This window comes from Actinoallomurus sp. NBC_01490 (genome assembly GCF_036227085.1).
In the GTDB taxonomy this organism is placed as follows: domain Bacteria; phylum Actinomycetota; class Actinomycetes; order Streptosporangiales; family Streptosporangiaceae; genus Actinoallomurus; species Actinoallomurus oryzae.
In genome coordinates, this window is record NZ_CP109433.1 from 2,856,349 (window position 1) to 2,876,832 (window position 20,484).

The following is a 20,484-nucleotide window of genomic DNA, read 5'->3' on the forward strand; positions in this document are numbered from 1 at the left end:
CTCCTAGTCGAAAGGCTTCGACGACGGCCCCCGAGTGAAAGTGGCGATGTGGTCGCGGTACCAGTGCGCGCTGTCCTTCCAGGTGCGCTCCTGGGTGGCGTAGTCGACGTGGACGATGCCGAAGCGCTTGGAGTAGCCGTGGGCCCACTCGAAGTTGTCCAGCAGCGACCAGACGAAGTAGCCGCGCACGTCGGCGCCGGCCTCCATGGCCCGGCCGACCGCCGCGAGGTGGTCGCGCAGGTAGTCGATCCGCCGCTGGTCGTGCACCCGGCCGTCGGCGTCGACGCGGTCGTCGAACGCCGCGCCGTTCTCGGTGATCATCAGCGGCAACGATGGATGGTCCCGGTGCAGGCGCAGCAGCAGCTCGGTCAGGCCGGTCGGGTCGATGCTCCAGCCCATCTCCGTGTACGGTCCGGGCTGCCGGACGAACTCCACGTCCTCGCAGCCCACCCACGGCGACGCGGTGCCGTCGCCGTGCCCGTCGGCGGTCGCGCGCGGTGTGCCGCCCTCCCACGGCCGTACGAGCGTCGGCGTGTAGTAGTTCACGCCCAGCACGTCCAGCGGCGCCGCGATCGTCGCCTCGTCACCGTCGCGTACGAAGGACCAGTCGGTGATGTGAGCCGTGTTCTCCAGCAGGTCGGCGGGGTAGGCGCCGTCGAGCATCGGCCCGAGGAAGACCCGGTTGGCCGCCGCGTCGACCTTGCGGGCGGCCTCGGCGTCGCCGCGCACGTGGTGCAGGTTCAGGGTGACCGACACCCGGCCCGGCAGCACCCGCGCGGCCAGGCCGTGGGCGAGGTTGAGGTGGTGAGCCGCGGCGAGCGCCGCCGCCGGCTCGGTGCGGCCCGGGGCGTGCACGCCCGAGGCGTAGCCGAGGAAGGCCGAGCACCACGGTTCGTTCAGCGTCGTCCAGGTGTGCACCCGGTCGCCGAGCGCGGCCCCGATCCGCTCGGCGTACTCGGCGAACCGGTACGCCGTGTCGCGCTCCGGCCAGCCGCCGGCGTCCTCCAGCGACTGCGGCAGGTCCCAGTGGTACAGCGTGGCGACCGGCGCGATGCCGCGCTCCAGCAGCGCGTCGACGAGCCGGGAGTAGAAGTCGATCCCGCGCCGGTCGTGGATCCGCGGCCACGCGACGGAGAACCGGTACGCGCCCAGGCCGAGCGCGCTCATCGTCTCCACGTCCTCGGCCCAGCGGTGGTAGTGGTCGGTGGCCACGTCGCCGGTGTCACCGTCGCGCACCCGGCCCGGCGTACGGCTGTAGGTGTCCCAGATCGAGGGCACCCGGCCGTCCTCGTCGACGGCCCCCTCGATCTGGTACGCGGCGGTGGCCGCACCCCACACGAAGCTCATCCAGTGACTCCCCTCACAGTGATGGCGTCTCCACGGGCTTCGACCAGCAGGCCCTGGTCGTGCTCGGCGGTCGTGCCGCCCTCCACCGAGACCGCGGCGGGCCGGACTCCCGGCAGCAGCAGCCGCCACCGGTCCGCGCCCTCGGCGGTGACCCGGACGACGTCGCCGTCGCGGGTGGTCGTGAACGTGGCCGCGGTGTCCCCGCCCGGGCCCGGGATCTCGGTGGTCACCCGCGCGCCGTCGGGCAGCGCGTACGCGTGCAGGGTGACGCCGTCGGCGTGGTCGTAGTCCGGCCGGTCGTCCACCGCGCCGAACGGGATCACCGAGCCCGGCCGGGCCAGCAGCGGCACGGAGGAGAACCCGTGCCGCTCGCGGACCCAGCGCCCGCCCGCGACCGGCTCGCCGGTCAGCACGTGCGTCCAGGTGCCCTCGGGCACGTAGTAGTCGACCTCGCCGTCCGCGGAGAAGACCGGCGCGACGAGCAGGTCGCCGCCGAGCATGTACTGGCGTTCGAGGTGGGTCACGGCCGGGTCGCCGGGGAACTCCAGCACCATCGCCCGCATCATCGGCAGCCCCTGCCCGTACGCCTCGCGGGCGGCCCCCTGCAGGTACGGCATGAGCCGCGCCTTCAGCCGGGTGAACGTCCGCAGCACGTCGACCGCCTCCTCGTCGAACAGCCACGGCACCCGGTACGACGAGCTTCCGTGCAGGCGGCTGTGCGAGGACAGCAGGCCGAAGGCGATCCACCGCTTGAACAGCGCCGGGTCCGGCGTGCCTTCGAACCCGCCGATGTCATGGCTCCAGTAGCCGAAGCCGGACATGCCCAGCGACAGGCCGCCGCGCAGGTTCTCGGCCATCGCCTCGAAGGTGGACTCGCAGTCGCCGCCCCAGTGCACCGGGAACGCCTGCGAGCCGGCCGTCGCCGAGCGGGCGAACAACACGGCCTCACCCTCGCCGCGGCGCTTGCGCAGCAGCTCGAACACGGTCTCGTTGTAGAGATAGGTGTAGTAGTTGTGCATCCGCTCCGGATCGGAGCCGTCGTGGTAGACGACGTCGGTCGGGATGCGCTCGCCGAAGTCGCTCTTGAAGCAGTCGACGCCCATGTCGAGCAGCGCCTCCAGCTTCGCGGCGTACCACTCGCGCGCAGCCGGGTCGGTGAAGTCGACCACGGCCAGGCCGGGCTGCCACTTGTCCCACTGCCAGACGTCGCCGTTCGGCCGCTTCAGCAGGAAGCCGCGCGCCTTCCCCTCGGCGAACAGCTTCGAGCGCTGCGCGATGTAGGGGTTGATCCAGACGCAGATCCGCAGCCCCCGCGCCCGCAGGCGCTCCAGCATGCCGCGCGGGTCGGGGAAGGTCCGCGGATCCCACTCGAAGTCGCACCAGTGGAACTCGCGCATCCAGAACGTGTCGAAGTGGAAGACCGAGAGCGGCAGGTCCCGCTCGGCCATCCCGTCGATGAAGCCCGTCACCGTCTCCTCGTCGTAGGAGGTGGTGAACGACGTGGACAGCCACAGCCCGAACGACCAGTCCGGCAGCCGCGCGGGCCGCCCGGTCAGCGCGGTGTACCGGCGCAGGATGTCCTTGGGCGCCGGGCCGTGGACGATCAGGTACCGCATCGTCTGGCCCGCGACGCTGAACTGCGTACGCGCGACGTTCTCGGAGGCCACCTCGAAGGACACGTGGCCCGGGTGGTCGACGAAGACGCCGTAGCCGGCGTCGGTGAGGAGGAACGGCACGTTCTTGTACGCCTGCTCGCTGGCCGTACCGCCGTCGGCGTTCCAGATGTCGACGCTCTGGCCGTTCTTGACGAGAGGGCCGAACCGCTCGCCGAGCCCGTACACGTGGTGGCCGACACCGAGGTCGAGCTGCTCGCGGATGTGGTGCCCGTCCGGGGTCTCCATGAGCGCGGTGCTCTTGGCGCCGTTCCCGGTGAGGACGCGGCCACCGGCGGAGAACTCCACGCGCCACGGCCCGGTGCGGGCGACCCGTACGGACAGCGCGCCGGAGGTGAGCACCGCGGCGTCGTCGTCGATCGACACCACCGCCCCGGCGTCCTCCTCGCGCAGCGTGAACCGGGGCCCGCGCGGCTCCTCACCGGCGAAGTGCGTGATCGTCACCGAGATGACGTCCGGCATGGGGGAGGAGTACGTCAGCGTGAGCGCCGGTCCCCTGAGCAGGTCCCCCCGGTGCCGGATCGGCTGCGCCGGCGCGTGCACGGTGAACGAACCGGGCGCGGTCTCGACGTCGAGGACCCCGTTCGGATAGGAGGCCTGAACGCCGTCGCGCAGCATCCAGTAGCCGTCGGTGAACTTCAACCGGGCCCCTTACCTGGCCGAACCCACGGTGATGCCGCGGGTGAGAGTGCGCTGGAAGATCAGGAAGAACACGATCGCGGGGAGGATGCCGAGCAGCGCGGACGCGCTGGTCGTCGTGGCGTCCATCATCTTCTGGCCCTGCAGGACGCCGAGTGCCACCGGCACGGTCTGGTTCTCGTTGGAGATGAGGAAGACCAGGGGGAGGAAGAACTCGTTCCAGGTCCAGATGAAGAAGAAGACGAAGAGCACGCCGAGGGTCGGCCGGCTGATCGGCACGACGACCCACCACAGGATCCGCAGCCGGCCGGCGCCGTCCATCCGGGCCGCCTCGAGGATCTCGCGCGGGAACGCCGACAGCACCGAGGACAGCAGGTACGTCCCGAACGCGGTCTGGATCGCGGTGAAGATGATGATCACGCTGAGCCGGGTGTCGTACAGGCCGGCCTTCTTGGAGATGAAGTACAGCGGGTAGACGAGGACCTCCTGCGGCATGGTGTTGGCCAGCAGGAAGATCACCATGATGGAGACCCGCCCTCGCACCCGCCCGATGCCGAGCGCGTAGGCGTTCAGCACCGACAGGATCACCGCGAGCACGGCCACCGAGCCGCTGATCAGCACGCTGTTGGCCAGCTTGGTGCTGAAGTCGACGCGTTCCCAGAAGTCCTTCAGGCCCTGGAGGTACAGGCCCTTCGGCAGGCTGAGCGGTCCGTGGGAGGAGTACTCCGCCGGCGACTTGACCGCGTTGAGGGCGATGATGGCGAACGGCAGGAGCATCACCACCGCGAGCACGATGAGCGACACGAGCACCGCGTACGACCCCGGCGTCCTTCTGCGTACCGTTACAGAGCTCATCCGTTCGCCTCCTCGGCGCGGGCCTGGCGCCGCAGGAACACCACGGTCAGCACGACGGTGATCAGCGTCAGCACGGTCGCGATCGCCGCGCCGTACCCGACCTGCGTCTTCTCGAAGAAGTTCTGCCAGGAGTAGAAGGCGGGCACCCGTGTCGCGTTGCCCGGACCGCCGCCCGTGAGGATGTAGACCTTGTCGAAGCTCTTGATCGCGGCGACCGTGCAGATCAGCAGCACGACGTACAGCTCGGGCCGGATCTGCGGGATCGTGATGTACCAGAACCGCCGCCACCACGACGCCCCGTCGATCTCGGCGGCCTCGTACAGCGACGGGTCGACGCGCTGGAGGCCGGCCATGAAGACGATCAGCGGGAAGCCGATCTGCACCCACACCATGACGCCCATGACGGTGTAGAGCGCGAGCTTCGGGTTCCCGAGCCAGTCCTCGCGGAGCGAGCCGAGACCGACCGCGCGCAGGGTCTCGTTGAGCGCGCCGTCCTCGGGTGCCAGGATCCAGGCCCACACGATGCCGGCGACCGCGAACGGCAGCACCTGCGGCACGTAGATGCAGGCCCGCAGCACCGAGGCCGTCCGCGGGCCGAACCTGCGGCCGATCACGTCGAACAGCGCGGCGGCCAGGACGAGCCCGATCGCGGCCGGAATGATCGCCATGGCGATCACCAGGGCGACGTTGTGCCCGAACGAGGCCCAGAAGTCGCCGTCGGACAGCAGCTTCGTGTAGTTGCCCACACCGGTCCAGCGGGGGCTGCCGATGCCGTCCCACGTGGTCAGGCTGATGCCGATGTTCATCACCAGCGGCACCAGGATGACCGCGACGAACAGCGCTCCGCTGGGGATCAGGTAGACCGCGTAGGTGAGCTCGCGCCGTCGCCGGGGGCCGGGCCTTCGCGTCGCCTCGGCGGGCGGCGCGCTCAGCGTCTGTGTCATCGGTGACCCGGCGGCTCAGTGGCCGACGCTCGACAGGTTCTCGTCGTACGGCTTGGCGAACGAGTCGAGCACCTGGGCGGGCGAGGACGTGCCGTTCATGAGCTTCTGCGTGCCGGCCACGAGCACGTCGTAGTAGCCGGGCGCCGGCCAGTCGGGGTAGAAGCCGAGCCCGTCGTTGTTCACGAGCGTGCGGTAGTTCTCGATCAGCTTCTTGTTCTTCGGGTCCGTGACACCGGCGGGGTCGGCGTCGACCGGGACGCCGCCGTTGTTCGCCAGCAGGTTCTGGATGTCCTTCTTCATCGTGATGGCGATGAAGTCATAGGCCAGCTTCTTGTTGGACGAGCCCTTCGGCACCACCCACAGGTTGCCGCTCGACCCGAGCGTCATCCTGGTGCCGGGCCACAGGAACGTGTCCCAGTCGAAGTTCTTGATCTCCTTCTCGAAGCGGCCGTACCACCAGCTCCCGGAGAAGAACATCGGGTTCTTGCCGGACATGAACGCCGTGCCGGCCGCCTCGGCCTTGGTGCTCACGGTGTTCTTGGCGATGTAGCCCTTCCGCACCCAGTCGGCGAAGGTCGTCGCGGCGTACGTCCACGCCGGGTCGTGGAAGTCGACCTTGCCGGTGTAGCGCTCGAAGCGGTCCACCCACGGGCGGTCGGCCCTGCTCAGGGCGAGCTGGTACAGGTACTGCTGCGCCGGGTACTCCGCGCCGCCGTTGGCCAGGGGAGTGACACCGTTCTTGACGAAGGTGTCCATCGCCGCGGTGAGCTCCTCGAACGTGGTCGGCACCTTCACGTGGTACTTGTCGAAGAGCTTCTTGTTGTAGAAGACCTGCAGGTACTCGGCGTAGTTGGGCACGCCGTACCACTTGTCGCCGCCCATGACGCCCTTCGCGTCGTACTTGGCGGTCTCGGCGACGTTGGGGCTGAGCTGCTTGTCCCAGCCGCGCCCCACGACCTCGGCGGACATGTCGGTCAGCAGGCCCTGCTTGGCGAGCAGGCCGGTGGTCGCGTTGCCCTTGTTGTACTCCAGGATGTCCGGCGCGTCCTTGGAGTTGAGCACCATCGGCGCGGTCTTCTGGATCTGCTCGAAGTCCTTCTCCTCGAACTTGACCTTCACGCCGGGATGGGTCTGCTCGAACTCCTTGATCGCCTGGCTCCACGCCACCCCCATGGCGCTGTCCGGGGCCTCGTAGTGCCAGAGCCGGAGCTCCTTGGCCGAGGAGCTCGATCCGTTGCCGCCGCACGCCGACAGTGCCAGCAGGCCTGCGGCGAGCGCCGCGAGCGTCTTTCCGGTCTTCAACATCGGGGGTTCTCCTCAGGGGAGGGGCGGAGTGCTCGACCGGACGACGAGGCGCGGCGGGAGCAGCGTCGACGCCGGCACCTCCTGCCCGTCGAGCTTGGCCATGAGCAGGGTGACCGCCTGGGCACCCACCTCGTCGGCGGGAATGGCGATCGAGGTGAGGCCGAGACGCTCGGCGAGGTCGTCGGGCGCGATGGCGATGACGGACAGGTCGTCGGGGATGCGGCGGCCGGCCGCGCGGAACGCCGTCAGCAGCGGTTCCGTGGCCGGCTCGTTGTGGACGGCCACCCCGGTCAGGCCCGGGTGGTCGCGGAGGAGCCCGGTCGCCGTCGACCGGGCGTCCTGAGGGTCGCAGGGCCGGACGACCGCGCGGACGCCGCGCTCGGCGGCGGCGCGCTGGAAGCCCGTCTTGGTGCGCTCGGCGAAGCCGGTGCCGCGCTCGTACACGGCGGGCGGCGCGCCGACCAGCGCGATCTCCCGGTGGCCGAGGTCGGCCAGGTGCTCCGCGCACGCCGCGCCGGCCGCCTCGAAGTCCAGGTCGATGCAGGTCAGCCCGGTCGCGTCGGCCGGGAACCCGATGAGCACCGACGGCCGGCCGAGCGAGCGCAGGACCGGCAGCCGTACGTCGTGCAGCTCGACGTCCATCACGATGATCGCGTCGACCAGGGCCGTGCCCGCGACGCGTTCCAGCCCGTCCACGCCCTCGTCCTGGGTCAGCAGCAACACGTCGTGGTCGTGGGTGCGGGCGGTGGTGACGGCGGCGATCGCCATCTGCATCACCACGGGCACGTGGATCCCCGAGCGCAGGGGGACGACCAGGGCGATGACGTTGGAACGGCTGCTCGCCAGGGCACGCGCCCCGGCGTGCGGGCGGTAACCGAGCGTGCGCACGCTGTCGAGGACCCGGCGGCGCGTCTGCTCGGAGATGGAGCGCTTGCCGCTGAGAACGTACGACACCGTGCTCGGCGAGACACCGGCGTGCCGGGCCACGTCAGAGATCTTCACCACGTCTCGCTCCCGCCGTCGAAGCGCTTCGACTGCCGAATGTTAAAACCGTCACATCCCGGACGCAATAGGCTCGGCCGGATTTGTGGGAGCGTTCCCACCGCAGGTCGGAGGCGTTACCTTGGTGATCTTGAGGAAGGTGGCCCGCATCGGCGGGTCTATGGACCCCTGCTTTCCGCCGAGCGACATGCGGTCATGCGGTTTTATTGGGAGGATTGTCGGCTGAGGTGGTGCATGGGGCGTGTGAGGCGATAATCGCCTCCACTTCATGGGGGAGGACACGTGGCCGGCTGGCCGAATATCGAACGGGCCGAGGACCGGTGGCTCGCGGAGTCGCTGGGCTCCGACCGGGCCGCGCCGGCTCGTCTGTACGACCTGTACGCCGCGCGGCTGTTCGACTACTGCCACGTCCTGCTGCGGGACGAACGGGCCGCCGCGCAGGCCCTGCTCGACGCGCTGCTGATCGTGCGCGAGGGCGGTGGCGACCCGGCCTCGTTCCGCGGCCGGCTCTATGCCGTGACGCGTGAGGTGTGCCTGCGCCGCCGGCCCGAGGCGCCGGCCGAGCGCCGGCGCGCCACCGAGGCGGCGGGCGGCACGACGGACGAGGCGACCCGGCGGCTCGTGCACGCCGCGCTGCTGGTGCTGAGCGGCCGGCAGCGCGAGGTGCTCGACCTGGCCCTGCGGCACGGCCTGCGCGCGGACGACCTGGCCCCCGTCCTGGGCATGTCGCCGGACGACGCCGCGTCGACCGTCGTCCGGGCCCGGCGCGAGCTGGACGACGCGTTCGCCGCGGTCCTCATCGTGACGACCGGCCGCGCCGACTGCCCGAGCGTCTCGGCTCTCGCCGGGCCGGCGGACCGGCCGCTCGACGCGCGCACGTGCGGCATCCTCTCCCGCCACATCGACGGCTGCCCGATCTGCGGCTCGCGCGACGACCTGGCGGTCTCCTCCGCGCGGCTGCTGGACGCGATGCCGGTCGCGGCGATCCCCGACGACCTGCGTGAGCAGTTCCTCGCCGCCACGGCCGACGACCCCTGGTTCGCGGACGCGCGTTCCCCGCTCACGGCGGCCGCCGAGGCGGCCACGGCGACGACCGCCATGCCGGCCGCCGGGCGCACCGGGCGCAGGGCCGCGCGCGAGCGGCCGCGGACGGGTTCGCGCCTGTGGCCCGTCGCGGCCGGAGTCGCGTTCGCCACCGCGATGGCGGGCGGCACCTTCTACGCGCTGTCCGGTTCGGGCAGCCAGAACGCCGGCAACGACCAGGCCATGCCGTCGCGCTCCGGCGACCTGCTGTCCGGCGCCCCGTCCGCCTCCGACTCCAGTGTTCCGCTGTCCGGCCGGGGCAGTACCTCACCCAGCCCGACGCCGTCCGACTCCAGCGGCACGCCCACCCCCACGCCGACGCCCAAGCACAGCACGCCGGGGGACAGCCCTGACCCGACCTCGTCCTCCCCGCACTCGCCGGCCCAGCCCCCGCCGCCCGCGGCGGGCACGCTGATGGTCTCCGGATGCTCCATGCGCAGCCACCACAGCTGCACGGTCACGGTCACCGCGTCGGGCGGCCCGGTGAGCTGGAGCGTCACCGGCACGAGCGGCGGCGTCAGCGCGAGCGGCAGCGGCTACCTGAACGCCGGAGAGTCCGCCGGCGTCACGGCGTACCGCGGCAACGACTGGTGCTGGGGCCACCACAGCGGCTCGGTCTCCTTCTCCAGCGGCGCGAGCGCCTCGGTCGACTGGAGCTGCTGACCGAGTACTAGCCTCGGACGATGGCGATGATCGCAGTCGTGGGCCCGGGAGCCATCGGCACGACCGTGACGGCGGCCCTGCATGAGGCCGGCCGTACACCGATGATCTGTGGCCGCACCGCGCGGGAACACCTCGAGCTGCACGCGGAAGAAGGTCGCGTCGTCGTGCCGGGACCGGTGCGGACCGACCCGGCACAGGCCGACGGACCGGTCGACCTCGTTCTCCTTGCCGTCAAGTCGACGCAGGTCGAGGCGGCGGCACCATGGTTGACGGCACTGTGCGGCGCGGACACCGTTGTCTGTGCCCTGCAGAACGGCGTCGAGCAGGAATCGATCGTCGCGTCTCACCTCTCCGGCGCCCGGATCGTCCCCTCGGTCGTGTGGTTCCCCGCCCAGGCGCAGCCCGACGGTTCGGTGTGGTTGCGTGGCGAAGCGCGCCTCACCCTGCCGGACACGCCGGCGTCTCGTGTGGTGGTCGACGCTCTGCGCGGCACTCGGTGCTCGGTCGACCTGGCCACGGACTTCACGTCTGTGGCGTGGCGCAAGCTGCTGCAGAACGCGGTCGCCGGGCTGATGGTCCTCACGGGCCGCCGCTCCGGCGTGTTCGCCCGGGCCGATATCGCCGAGCTGTCTCTGGCCTACCTTCGGGAGTGCCTGCAGGTCGCCCGAGCCGAGGGCGCGGCACTGGGCGACGAGGTGCCGCAGGAGATCCTGGACGGCCTCCAGGCCTACCCGGCCGATCTGGGCAGCTCCATCCTCGCCGATCGCGAAGCCGGCCGGCCGCTCGAATGGGACATCCGCAACGGTGTCGTGCTGCGCCGCGGACGGGCCCACGGCATCCCGACGCCGATCAGCGATCTGGTGGTGCCACTCCTGGCGGCCGCCAGCGATGGCCCCGGCTGACTCCTGGCGTCACGCGCCGGCTCACTGGCGGTGAGAGTCGCCGGATCCGCGTCTCAGCCTCGCGGCGATGGCGTAGTCGATCCGCACGTCGCGGTAGACCACCTTCTCGGCCACCTGGTCCGGGAGGTTCGTACGGACGCTGCCGGACGTCGAGTCGGAGTCGGCGTCCCCGGTGAATTCCACGGAGGTGTCGGGAACCGCGTGGAAGCGGAGCTCATCCGCCCGCACGGTCGCCCTGAACACGATCTCCGCTGACCGCCGCAGGCTCCGCCGGGGATAGGCGCCGCTCACGGGCGATCCTCCCCTCGTCGCGGGCCACGTGCCGGGGACCGGGTGCGCTTGGACGCCGCCTGCAGGAGTGCCCGGCCGAGTTCGCGGACCGACTCCTCGGTCTCCCGCAGAGCGCCGTGGAGTGCCGTCGTCTCCGCACCCTCGTCACGGCCCGCGCGGGGCGCCGGCTCGGTCTCGGCCGGGTGGCCGGCCCTGGGGCGCCGCCGGGCCTCCCGCTCCCGCCGCGGCGTACCGCCTCCCGCTTCGCGCGCCAGGCCCTCGGCCGCCGGAGCGCTCTCGCCCACGGACCGGACGGTCTCGCCGGCGGCTCCGGCCGCGTTCCGGACGGCTCCGCCCGTACCTCGGCCGACCTCGCCGACCGTGCCACGGGCGCCTTCGCCCACGTCCTCCACCGTGCCGCCGACGCCTTTCCCCACGTCTCCCAGCGCGCCACCGGCACCCTTGCCCACGTCCTCCACCGTGCCACCGACGCCCTTGCCCACATCTTCCAGCGCGCCGCCGGTGCCTTTCCCCACGTTCTCCAGTGCGCCGCCGGTGCCTTTCCCCACGTCCTCCAGGGCGCCGCCGGCGCCCCTTCCCACGTCCTTCAGCGCGCCGCCGGCGCCTGCGCCCACGTCCTCCACGGCACCGGCCACGCCTGTGCCCAGGTCGCCGACGGCCCGCCCGGCGCCGCCGCCGACGTCCCGTACCGCCGACTCCAGGCCACGGCCGATGTTCTGGAGGATCTCGGGATTGCGATCGATCGTGGTGAGGACGCGATCGACGATGTCGGCCACGTTGTCCAACCGGACCTCGAGGATCGCCTGCGCCTCCACCCCGGTGATCTCCAGGTTGACCTTGCCGAGGGACACGTCCGCGCCGACGTTGAGGCGGAGCAGGTCGAGGACGGCGGCGTCGAGTGACACGTGGGCCTCGAGGTTCTCGACGTCCAGATGGATCTCGTCGACCTTGAGGATCGGAACGTCGAGGTAGACGTCCGGTCCCTCGCTCGCTGCCCGCTTCGGCGGCGGCGCGTCGCGGTAGGTCCCCTTTTTCACGCCGCGCTCGCCGGCGAACTCTCGCCCGCGGTCGGGCTCTCGCCCGCGGTCGGGTTCCCGCCTTTTCGGTGCGCTCTCGACCATGATGGTCCCCCTCGCCCCCGAATAACCCGCTACCCGAGCCCCTGATCGGCGAAACTCTCCGCCCGAAGGGGCCGGGCTCGGCGTCAAGAGCCCTGCTCAAAGTTTCAGAAAATTTGCGAAAGAACCCCGGGAGGGTCCGGTGGTCTTACCGCAACGGTCTGCCATCCTGAACCGCCGTTCAGCGGTAGATTCGACGTCGTGAGCACGCGCCTGGCGGACATCGCCGCCCAAGCCGGAGTGAGCGAGGCCACGGTCAGCCGGGTCCTCAACGGCAAGCCGGGAGTCGCGCCCGCGACCCGGCAGGCGGTCATCGAGGCGCTCGACTCCTTCGGCTACGAGCGCCCGGCCCGGCTGCGGCAGCCGCGCGCCGGCCTGATCGGCCTCATCGTCGCCGACCTGTCCAACCCGATCTTCCCGGCCTTCGCCGAGGTGATCGAGAACACCCTGGCCGTGCACGGCTACACGGCGGTGCTGTGCGCGCTGGCGCCCGGCGGCATCAACGAGGACGACTACACCGACCTGCTGCTGGAGCGCGGGGTGTCGGGCATCATCTTCGTGTCCGGGCTGCACGGCGACTCTCAGGCCGACCACGGCCGCTACAAGCGGCTCACCGACCGGGGCCTGCCGATCGTGCTGATCAACGGCTACACCCCCGAGGTCGACGCGACCTTCGTCTCCAGCGACGAGTCCGGGTCGATGGAGCTCGCCGTCGAGCACCTGGTGCAGCTGGGGCACCGCCGGATCGGCCTCGCGGTCGGCCAGGAGCGGTTCGTCCCGGTGATCCGCAAGACGGAGGGGTACCGCAAGGGGATGGCCGACCGGCTCGGCGTCACCGACGTGGACCGCTGGATCGCCAACACGATCTTCACGATCGAGGGCGGCGAGGCCGCCGCCCGCCAGTTGCTCGACAGCCACTGCACGGCGATCTGCTGCGCCAGCGACATGATGGCGATCGGCGCGATCCGCGCCGTGCGCCAGCAGGGCCTGCGGGTGCCCGAGGACGTCTCCGTCGTCGGCTTCGACGACTCGCCGCTGATGGGCTACATCGACCCGCCGCTGACCACGGTCCGCCAGCCGGTGCGGGAGATGGCGCTGGTGGCCGTCCGCAGCCTCCTCGACGAGATCCAGGGCGTGGGGTCGCCCCACACCGAGCTCGTCTTCCGCCCGGAGCTCGTGGTCCGCCGCTCGACCGGTCCGGTGGCGGCCGACGCGGAGTAGCGCATTTCACAAGTTTTCCGCAAGTGTTTCAATCAGGCTTCACCGCTGTTACATTCTGCGCAACCCGAATGATGCTCGGGGGGTGACGCACGCTGTCGTCCTTGCGGAGGAGTTGCGGAATGCGCCGTGAAGGAATGGTCCTGACTCAGCAGTTCGCCGACCCGGCCGGGTCCGCCGATCGCGACGCGCGATGGTGGCGTGACGCGGTCATCTACCAGATCTACCTGCGCAGCTTCGCGGACGGCGACGGGGACGGCGTCGGTGATCTGCTCGGTGCCCGCAGCCGGTTGCGCTACCTGTCCTGGCTCGGCGTGGACGCGCTGTGGCTCACCCCGTTCTACCGCTCGCCGATGGCGGACGGCGGCTACGACGTGGCCGACTACCGCGCGGTCGACCCGGAGTTCGGCACCCTCGGCGACGCCGAGGCCCTGATCCACGAGGCGCACCGGTACGGCCTGAAGGTCATCGTCGACATCGTGCCCAACCACACCTCCGTCGCCCACCCCTGGTTCGAGAAGGCGGTCGCCGCCGGGCCGGGCTCGCCCGACCGCGACCGGTACATCTTCCGGCCGGGCCGCGGCGACCTCCCGCCCAACGACTGGGAGTCCATCTTCGGCGGTCCTGCGTGGACCCGCCTGCCGGACGGCGAGTGGTACCTCCACCTGTTCGCCCCCGAGCAGCCCGACCTCAACTGGGAGAACCCCGAGGTCCACGCCGAGTTCGAGGACATCATGCGGTTCTGGCTCGACCGGGGCGTGGACGGCTTCCGCGTCGACGTCGCGCACGGCATGGTCAAGGCCGAGGGCCTGCCGGACGCCGGGCACACCGGCCAGATCCAGATGCTCGGCCACGCCGAGCTGCCCTACTTCGACCAGGACGGCGTGCACGAGATCCACCGGTCCTGGCGGCGCCTGCTGGACTCCTACGGAGGCATCGCGGTCGCCGAGGCGTGGGCGCCGAACGCCGAGCGGCTCTCGCACTACGTACGCCCCGACGAGCTGCACCAGGCGTTCAACTTCCACTATCTGCAGGCCGGCTGGTCCGCCGCCGCCCTGCGGCGGGTCATCGACGACTCGCTCGCCGCGACCGGTCTGGTCGGCGCGCCGACGACCTGGGTGCTGTCCAACCACGACGTCCAGCGCCACGTCACGCGGTACGGCGGCGGCGAGCTGGGCCTGCGCCGGGCGCGGGCGGCGGCCCTGCTCACGCTCGCGCTGCCCGGGTCCACCTACGTCTACCAGGGTGAGGAGCTCGGCCTGCCCGAGGTCACCGACCTGCCGAAGGAGTACCTCCTCGACCCGCAGTGGGGCAACGGCCTCGGGCGGGAGGGCTGCCGGGTGCCGATCCCGTGGGCCTACGCCGAGCCGCCGTTCGGGTTCGGCCCGCCGACGACGGAGGAGACCTGGCTGCCGGTCCCGCCGGAGTGGCGCGAGCTCACGGTGACGGCCCAGGCCGGCGATCCGCACTCGATGCTGCGGCTGTACCGCGACGCGCTCCGGCTGCGCAGGGAACACCCGGCCCTCGGCGACGGGGGGCTGCGCTGGCTCGACGCGCCGGAGGACGTCCTGCTCTTCGAGCGCGACCCCGGCTTCGTGTGCGCGGTCAACATCGGCGCCGCCCCCGTACGGCTCGAGGTCGATGGAACGGTCCTTTTGGCGAGTGGGCAGGTCGGCGACGGTGAGCTGCCCCCCGACACGGCCGTCTGGTGGACTCGCCCGTAACCGTCCGGAGCCCGCGGACCGGTCACCGTTTCACGGTGGCCGGTCCTTGTCGTTCGCGGCACAGAAGGCGGAGCGGCCGTCACTTCCGAGAGCAGTGCTCTTGACGCGCGATCCTCCGTTCGTGCACACTGCTCTTGAACGAGAGCACCGCTCTCAACACTGAAGGAGCGAATCATGACCGCCGAACCCCGGGTCATCAAGGGCAACAACCTCATGGACCGCGTCTCCCGCCGGCTGGTCAGCGGCCTGACCCGCATGGGGATCAGCCTGCTGGGCTCCCGCATCCTCTACGTCCGCGGGCGCAAGAGCGGCGAGTGGCGCACCACGCCGGTCAACCTCCTCGTCCACGAGGGTGAGCGCTACCTCGTCGCCCCGCGCGGCCACACGCAGTGGGTCCGCAACATGCGCGTGTCGAGCGGCGGCGAACTCCACCTCGGCCGCCGGGTCGAGGTCTTCACCGCCACGGAGGTGGCCGACGGCGACAAGCCGGAGATCCTGCGGGCCTACCTGCGCCGCTGGAAGTTCGAGGTGGGCATGTTCTTCGACGGCGTCGGCCCGGACGCCTCCGACGAGAAGCTGCTCGAGATCGCTCCCGGCTACCCCGTCTTCCGTCTGGGCTGAGCGCCTCCATATACCTATCAGTACGCAATGCGTGGTTTTTTAACCACTGTTTAGGACAAGCAAGCATTTGCCAGACTAAGAATAATAAGCTTTGCTTAGTGTGTGGACGAGGATGAGACGCGGTCGATCGCGAGCACGCTGCGCCAGGCGATGGGGCAGCTCGGCCGCCGGCTGCGCGCCGAGCGCGTCAGCTACGGCCTGAGCCGCAGCAGGCTCAGCCTGCTCAACCTGCTGGCGCTGAACGGCCCGATGACCGCCTCCGCGATGGCCGCCGCCGAGCGCCTGCAGCCGCAGTCGCTGACGCGGATGCTCTCCCGGCTCGAGGCCGACGGCCTGATCGTCCGGAGCCCGGATGACAAGGACCGCCGCCAGGTGCGGATCGAGATCACCCACAAGGGGGCCGCCGTGCTCGACGAGGACACCGTCAGAAGAGAGGCGTGGCTGACGAAGGCGATGGCCGAGCGGCTCACGCCGACCGAACGCGAGCTGCTCCGGCTGGCCGCGGGCCTGATGGAACGGCTCGCCGATGGCTGAGCGCGGCGGCACGCCGGGCGCACTCGCGGCAGGGGGCAGGGGCGGCTGGATCCGCCGGATGCTGCCGTTCGTGCTCCGTCAGCGCGGCAGCCTGCTCCGCACGTTCGTCGCGGGCCTGATCTGGGCGGGCGTGAGCACTCTGGTCCCGGTGGTCGAGCGCCACGTCGTCGACGACGTGATCCTGGCCTCCCGCGCGCCGCTCACGCCGTGGCTGGTGCTGCTGTTCGGCCTCGGCACCGTCGGCTTCGTGGCCGCGCGCACCCGCCGGTTCCACTCCTCGAAGATCATGCTCGAGGTCTCGTACGGGCTGCGCGGTGCCATCCACCGCGAGCTGCAGCGGCTCGACCTGCAGGCGCACAACGGGATGGCCACCGGCCAGCTCGTCTCCCGCGCCAACTCCGACATCAGCCTCGTGCTCACGGTGCTGCGGGTCCTGCCGACGCTGACGAGCAACCTCGTGCTGATGATCGCCTCGCTCGGGGTGATGTTCGCCTTCTCGCCGCTGCTCGCGCTGATCAGCCTGGTCATCCTGCCGATCCTCGTCATCGGGGCCTACCGCATGCGCACGCGGCTCTACCCGGCGACCTGGGACGTCCAGCAGCGGACCGGCGACGTCGCGCAGGTCGTCGACCAGGCGGTCACCGGCGTCCGCGTCGTCAAGGGGTTCGGGCAGGAACGACGGGAGTTCGAGCGCCTCGCCGCCTCGGCGTCGGACCTGTACGGCTCCAGCATGCGGGCGATCCGCCTCCAGGCGCGCTACCAGCCGCTGCTGGAGTCGATTCCGACGTTCGGCCAGGTCGGGGTGCTCGCGCTGGGCGGCTGGCTGGCCCTGCACGACAAGATCACCGTTGGCACGTTCCTGGCGTTCGCCTCGTACCTGGTGCTGCTGATCAACCCCGCGCGGCTGATCGCGCGGATGCTCAGCGCGGCCCCGCAGGCCCGTGCCGGCGCGGAGCGCATCTTCGAACTCCTCGACACGACGCCCGCGGTGACCGACGCGCCCGGAGCGCGCGAGCTGCCCCGGCTGCGCGGCGAGATCTCCTTCGAGAACGTGCGGTTCGGCTTCTGGCGGTCCGAGCCGGTCCTGGACGGCTTCGACCTGCGGATCGCCCCCGGCGAGGTCGTCGCGCTGGTCGGCGCGTCCGGATCGGGCAAGTCCACCGCCGCGCACCTCCTGTCGCGGTTCCACGATCCCCAGGAGGGGGCCGTACGCGTCGACGGCCACGACGTCCGCGAGGTCACGCTCGCCTCGCTGCGCTCGCAGATCGGCATGGTGTTCGAGGAGAGCTTCCTGTTCTCCGAGTCGCTGCGGGACAACATCGCCTACGGGCGGCCCGACGCGACCGACGCGGAGGTCGAGGCCGCGGCGCGCGCCGCCGAGGCGCACGAGTTCATCGCGCGGCTGCCCGAGGGCTACGACACCATCGTCGGCGAGCGTGGCCTGACGCTGTCCGGCGGCCAGCGCCAGCGGGTCGCCCTGGCCCGCGCCCTGCTGTCCGACCCGCGCATCCTCGTGCTCGACGACGCCACCAGCGCGGTCGACGCGAAGGTGGAGGAGAGCATCCACGCGACGCTGCGGCGCGTCATCCACCGGCACACGACCCTGCTCGTCGCGCACCGCCGGTCCACGCTCCGCCTCGCCGACCGGATCGCCGTGCTGGACGGCGGCCGGGTGATCGACGACGGCACGCACGCCGAGCTGATGGGCCGCTGCCCGCTCTACCGGCGGCTGCTGTCGGGCGAGGGCGACGACCTGGAGCCCGCGCCGGGCCCGGCCGCACGCGCCGAGGCCGGGGACGAGCGCCGGCCGGGCATGGGCGGGGCGTTCGCCCACGACGACATGCTCCGGCGCGTCTCCGCGCTGCCGCCCTCCGACGACGTGCCCAAGGTCGACGTCGCACGCGAGTCGCAACCGGAGCCGCGGTTCACGCTGTGGCGCTTCCTGCGGCCGTACCGCGCCCCGCTCGGGCTGGGCCTGCTGCTCGTGATCCTCGACGCGCTGGCCGGCGTCGCCGGCCCGTACCTGTCCCGCGACGGCATCGACCAGGGCGTCCTCACCGGGTCGCAGCGGGCGCTGTTCCAGGCGGCGGGGATCTTCCTCGGGGTGGCGCTCGTGGACCTGGCGATCTCCCGCGCGGTCACGCTCGTGGCCGGGCGTACGGGGGAGCGGCTCATGTACGCGCTGCGGATCCGGGTCTGGGCCCAGTTGCAGCGGCTGGCCGTCGACTTCTATGACCGCGAGATGGCCGGGCGCATCATGACCCGGATGACCACCGACGTGAGCGCGTTCTCCTCCCTGCTGCAGGACGGCCTGATCAGCGCGGTCGCGTCGCTGTTCACGTTCGTGGGCGTCGCCGTGGCGATGTTCGTCATGAGCCCGGTGCTGACGGGCGCCACCGCGCTCGTGCTGATCCCTCTCTTCGTCGCCACCGTGGCGTTCCGCCGATTGTCGGCCGAGCCGTACCGGGAGGCACGGGAGCGGATCGCGATCGTCAACGCCAGCCTCCAGGAGAGCATGGCGGGCGTACGGGAATCGCAGGCGTTCACCCAGGAGAACCGCAGGCAGCGGGAGTTCAAGCGCGTCACCCGCGGGTACACCGACGCCCGCCTCGCCGCGCAGCGCCTCATCTCGCTGTACTTCCCGTTCGTCGACTTCCTGTCCGACGTGGCGGCCGTGGTCGTGCTGGCCCTCGGCTACCACATGGTGCGCGGCCACTCGCTGACGCCCGGCGAGCTGATCGCGTTCGTGCTGTACGTCAACCTGTTCTTCTCCCCGATCCAGCAGCTCTCGGAGGTCTTCGACGACTGGCAGCAGGCGCGGGTGTCGATGGCCCGAATCCGGGACCTGATGGCCGAGCCGGTCGCGACTCCGGTCGCCGCCTCGCCCGTCGACCCCGGCCCGCTCCACGGGGAGATCCGGCTGGAGGGCGTGCGGTTCGGCTATCCGGGGGTCGAGGAGGAGGCGCTGCGGGAGGTCGACCTGACGATCGAGCCGGGGGAGACGGTGGCGCTCGTCGGCGCCACCGGCGCGGGCAAGTCGAGCCTGGTCAAGCTGCTGGCGCGCTTCTATGACCCGCAGGGCGGCCGGATCGTCATCGATGGACATGATCTGCGCGACCTCGACCTGGACGCCTACCGGCGCCGGCTCGGGTACGTCCCGCAGGAGACCTTCCTGTTCCGCGGCACCGTGCACGAGAACATCGCGTACGGGCGGCCGGACGCCTCCGCCGACGAGGTCGAGCGGGCGGCCCGCGCCGTCGGCGCGCACGACCTGATCATGCGGCTGCCCGGCGGCTACGACCACGAGATCGCCGAGCGCGGCGCCACCCTGTCGGCCGGGCAGCGGCAGCTCATCTGCCTGGCGCGCGCCGAACTGGTCGATCCGGCGATCCTGCTGCTCGACGAGGCCACCGCCAACCTCGACCTGGCCACGGAGGCCCGCGTCACCCGGGCGATGAACAGCGTCGCCGCCGGGCGTACGACCGTGCTGATCGCGCACCGGCTGCAGACGGCCCGGCACGCCGACCGGATCGTCGTGATGGCGCACGGCCGGGTGGTCGAGGACGGCACGCACGACCAGCTGCTGCGCGACCGCGGCCAGTACGCCTCACTGTGGCAGGCGGCCTGACGACCGAATGACCTGGAGTCTTATCCTCGGGCCATGAGCCCGGAGCCGGTGGTGGTCGCGTGTTGGTGTTGAGCCTGTTCGGCGCGATCGCCGCAGCCGTGTGCTTCGGGGTCGCGAGCGTGATGCAGGCCGTGGCCGCGCGGACGGCGCCGGTCGGCGCGGGCGTCGATCCCCGGCTGCTGGTCCGCCTCCTCCGGCAGCTTCCGTTCGTGCTCGGCACCGCACTGGACATCCTGGGCTTCTTCGCCGAGCTGGCGGCGCTGCGCTCCCTGCCGCTGTTCGTCGTCCAGGCGGCGGTCGCGGCCAACCTCGCGGTGACCGCGGTGGTCGCGGTCCGCGTGCTGCACGTGCGGCTCAGCGGGCGCGAGTGGGCGGCGGTCGCGGCGGTCTGCGCCGGCCTGGCCATGCTCGGACTCTCCTCGGGCCACGAGAACCCGGCAGCGGTCAGCCTGCGGTTCAAGCTCGTGCTGCTGGGATGCGTCGCGGTGGTCGGCGTCGGCGGCGCCGTGGCGGGGCGGCTCCGGGGCCGGGCCCGCTCCGCCGCGCTCGGCCTGGCCGCGGGCCTCGGCTTCGGCTTCGTCGCGATCGGCTCGCGCGTGGTCCGCAGCCTGGCGCCGTGGGACCTGATCCGCGACCCGGCCATGTACGTCGTCGCGGCGGGCGGCCTGGTGGCGTTCCTGTTCTTCGCGACGGCGCTGCAACGCGGCTCGGTGACCGTGACGACGGGCACCGTCGTGGTGGCCGAGACGCTGGTGCCCGCTCTCGTCGGCGTGCTCTTGCTGGGCGACCGGACCCGCGACGGGTACGTCGGCCTCGCGGTCGTGGGCTTCGCGCTGGCGGTGGCCGGCGCCCTGACGCTCGCCCGCTTCGGCGAACCGTCCGCGGAGCCGGCCGAAACCCCGCCCGCCGGAGAGCCGGCGAATCCGGTCAGATGATC

General features: G+C 71.4%; 16 protein-coding genes. 8 read left to right on the plus strand and 8 right to left on the minus strand.

Annotated features, from left to right (window positions below):
• Positions 1 to 3 precede the first annotated feature (3 nt).
• The 6 genes from OG417_RS13875 to OG417_RS13900 are packed head-to-tail and all read right to left on the minus strand — an operon-like array spanning position 4 to position 7,765.
• Positions 4 to 1,347: a GH1 family beta-glucosidase gene (locus OG417_RS13875; RefSeq protein WP_329255263.1), complete on the minus strand. Its 1,344-nt coding sequence runs from the start codon at positions 1,345 to 1,347 to the stop codon at positions 4 to 6.
• A complete protein-coding gene (gene yicI, locus OG417_RS13880) occupies positions 1,344 to 3,662 on the minus strand; it encodes an alpha-xylosidase (RefSeq protein WP_329255266.1) in 2,319 nt (772 codons plus the stop codon). The genes OG417_RS13875 and yicI overlap by 4 nt, the downstream gene beginning before the upstream one ends.
• Positions 3,663 to 3,671: 9 nt before the next feature.
• Complete coding sequence (locus OG417_RS13885; RefSeq protein ID WP_329255268.1) at positions 3,672 to 4,514, minus strand: carbohydrate ABC transporter permease; 843 nt, start codon at positions 4,512 to 4,514, stop codon at positions 3,672 to 3,674.
• Positions 4,511 to 5,458: a carbohydrate ABC transporter permease gene (locus OG417_RS13890; protein ID WP_329255272.1), complete on the minus strand. Its 948-nt coding sequence runs from the start codon at positions 5,456 to 5,458 to the stop codon at positions 4,511 to 4,513. The genes OG417_RS13885 and OG417_RS13890 overlap by 4 nt, the downstream gene beginning before the upstream one ends.
• A 15-nt stretch (positions 5,459 to 5,473) precedes the next feature.
• A complete protein-coding gene (locus OG417_RS13895; RefSeq protein ID WP_329255275.1) occupies positions 5,474 to 6,763 on the minus strand; it encodes an ABC transporter substrate-binding protein in 1,290 nt (429 codons plus the stop codon).
• Positions 6,764 to 6,775: 12 nt separating this feature from the next.
• Positions 6,776 to 7,765, minus strand: coding sequence for a LacI family DNA-binding transcriptional regulator (locus OG417_RS13900; protein WP_329262271.1), 990 nt, complete (start codon positions 7,763 to 7,765; stop codon positions 6,776 to 6,778).
• A 282-nt stretch (positions 7,766 to 8,047) separates the two neighbouring features.
• Here OG417_RS13900 and OG417_RS13905 point away from each other — a divergent pair, with 282 nt between their 5' ends.
• Both OG417_RS13905 and OG417_RS13910 read left to right on the plus strand, forming a co-directional pair.
• Positions 8,048 to 9,511 (plus strand): RNA polymerase sigma factor, encoded by a 1,464-nt coding sequence (locus OG417_RS13905; protein ID WP_329255277.1) that lies wholly within the window; start codon positions 8,048 to 8,050, stop codon positions 9,509 to 9,511.
• Between the two features lie 20 nt (positions 9,512 to 9,531).
• Positions 9,532 to 10,413 carry an oxidoreductase gene (locus tag OG417_RS13910; protein ID WP_329255279.1) on the plus strand — a complete coding sequence of 294 codons (882 nt, stop codon included), beginning with the start codon at positions 9,532 to 9,534 and terminating at the stop codon, positions 10,411 to 10,413.
• 21 nt (positions 10,414 to 10,434) lie between these two features.
• Here OG417_RS13910 and OG417_RS13915 read toward each other — a convergent pair whose 3' ends face one another.
• Positions 10,435 to 10,704, minus strand: coding sequence for a hypothetical protein (locus tag OG417_RS13915; RefSeq protein WP_329255280.1), 270 nt, complete (start codon positions 10,702 to 10,704; stop codon positions 10,435 to 10,437).
• Positions 10,701 to 11,741, minus strand: coding sequence for a hypothetical protein (locus OG417_RS13920; protein WP_329255282.1), 1,041 nt, complete (start codon positions 11,739 to 11,741; stop codon positions 10,701 to 10,703). The genes OG417_RS13915 and OG417_RS13920 overlap by 4 nt, the downstream gene beginning before the upstream one ends.
• A 282-nt stretch (positions 11,742 to 12,023) precedes the next feature.
• Here OG417_RS13920 and OG417_RS13925 point away from each other — a divergent pair, with 282 nt between their 5' ends.
• From OG417_RS13925 to OG417_RS13950, 6 genes are all read left to right on the plus strand, one after another.
• On the plus strand, positions 12,024 to 13,043 hold the full coding sequence (locus OG417_RS13925; RefSeq protein ID WP_329255284.1) for a LacI family DNA-binding transcriptional regulator: 1,020 nt from the start codon (positions 12,024 to 12,026) through the stop codon (positions 13,041 to 13,043).
• A 134-nt stretch (positions 13,044 to 13,177) separates the two neighbouring features.
• On the plus strand, positions 13,178 to 14,764 hold the full coding sequence (locus tag OG417_RS13930; protein WP_329262274.1) for a glycoside hydrolase family 13 protein: 1,587 nt from the start codon (positions 13,178 to 13,180) through the stop codon (positions 14,762 to 14,764).
• A 174-nt stretch (positions 14,765 to 14,938) separates the two neighbouring features.
• Positions 14,939 to 15,385: a nitroreductase family deazaflavin-dependent oxidoreductase gene (locus OG417_RS13935; protein WP_329255287.1), complete on the plus strand. Its 447-nt coding sequence runs from the start codon at positions 14,939 to 14,941 to the stop codon at positions 15,383 to 15,385.
• Between the two features lie 102 nt (positions 15,386 to 15,487).
• A complete protein-coding gene (locus tag OG417_RS13940; protein WP_329255290.1) occupies positions 15,488 to 15,919 on the plus strand; it encodes a MarR family winged helix-turn-helix transcriptional regulator in 432 nt (143 codons plus the stop codon).
• Positions 15,912 to 19,547, plus strand: coding sequence for an ABC transporter ATP-binding protein (locus OG417_RS13945; RefSeq protein ID WP_329255293.1), 3,636 nt, complete (start codon positions 15,912 to 15,914; stop codon positions 19,545 to 19,547). Before OG417_RS13940 ends, OG417_RS13945 begins: the two co-directional genes overlap by 8 nt.
• Positions 19,548 to 19,606: 59 nt before the next feature.
• Positions 19,607 to 20,482, plus strand: coding sequence for a hypothetical protein (locus OG417_RS13950; protein WP_329255296.1), 876 nt, complete (start codon positions 19,607 to 19,609; stop codon positions 20,480 to 20,482).
• Positions 20,483 to 20,484: the final 2 nt, after the last annotated feature.

Bases quoted from the DNA above. Each gene is read 5' to 3' on its own strand.
- OG417_RS13875 (WP_329255263.1), bottom strand. From the start codon at position 1,347: ATGAGCTTCGTGTGGGGTGCGGCCACCGCCGCGTACCAGATCGAGGGG.
- OG417_RS13910 (WP_329255279.1), top strand. From the start codon at position 9,532: ATGGCGATGATCGCAGTCGTGGGCCCGGGAGCCATCGGCACGACCGTG.
- OG417_RS13890 (WP_329255272.1), bottom strand. From the start codon at position 5,458: ATGACACAGACGCTGAGCGCGCCGCCCGCCGAGGCGACGCGAAGGCCC.
- OG417_RS13930 (WP_329262274.1), top strand. From the start codon at position 13,178: ATGGTCCTGACTCAGCAGTTCGCCGACCCGGCCGGGTCCGCCGATCGC.
- OG417_RS13945 (WP_329255293.1), top strand. From the start codon at position 15,912: ATGGCTGAGCGCGGCGGCACGCCGGGCGCACTCGCGGCAGGGGGCAGG.
- OG417_RS13885 (WP_329255268.1), bottom strand. From the start codon at position 4,514: ATGAGCTCTGTAACGGTACGCAGAAGGACGCCGGGGTCGTACGCGGTG.
- OG417_RS13895 (WP_329255275.1), bottom strand. From the start codon at position 6,763: ATGTTGAAGACCGGAAAGACGCTCGCGGCGCTCGCCGCAGGCCTGCTG.
- OG417_RS13935 (WP_329255287.1), top strand. From the start codon at position 14,939: ATGACCGCCGAACCCCGGGTCATCAAGGGCAACAACCTCATGGACCGC.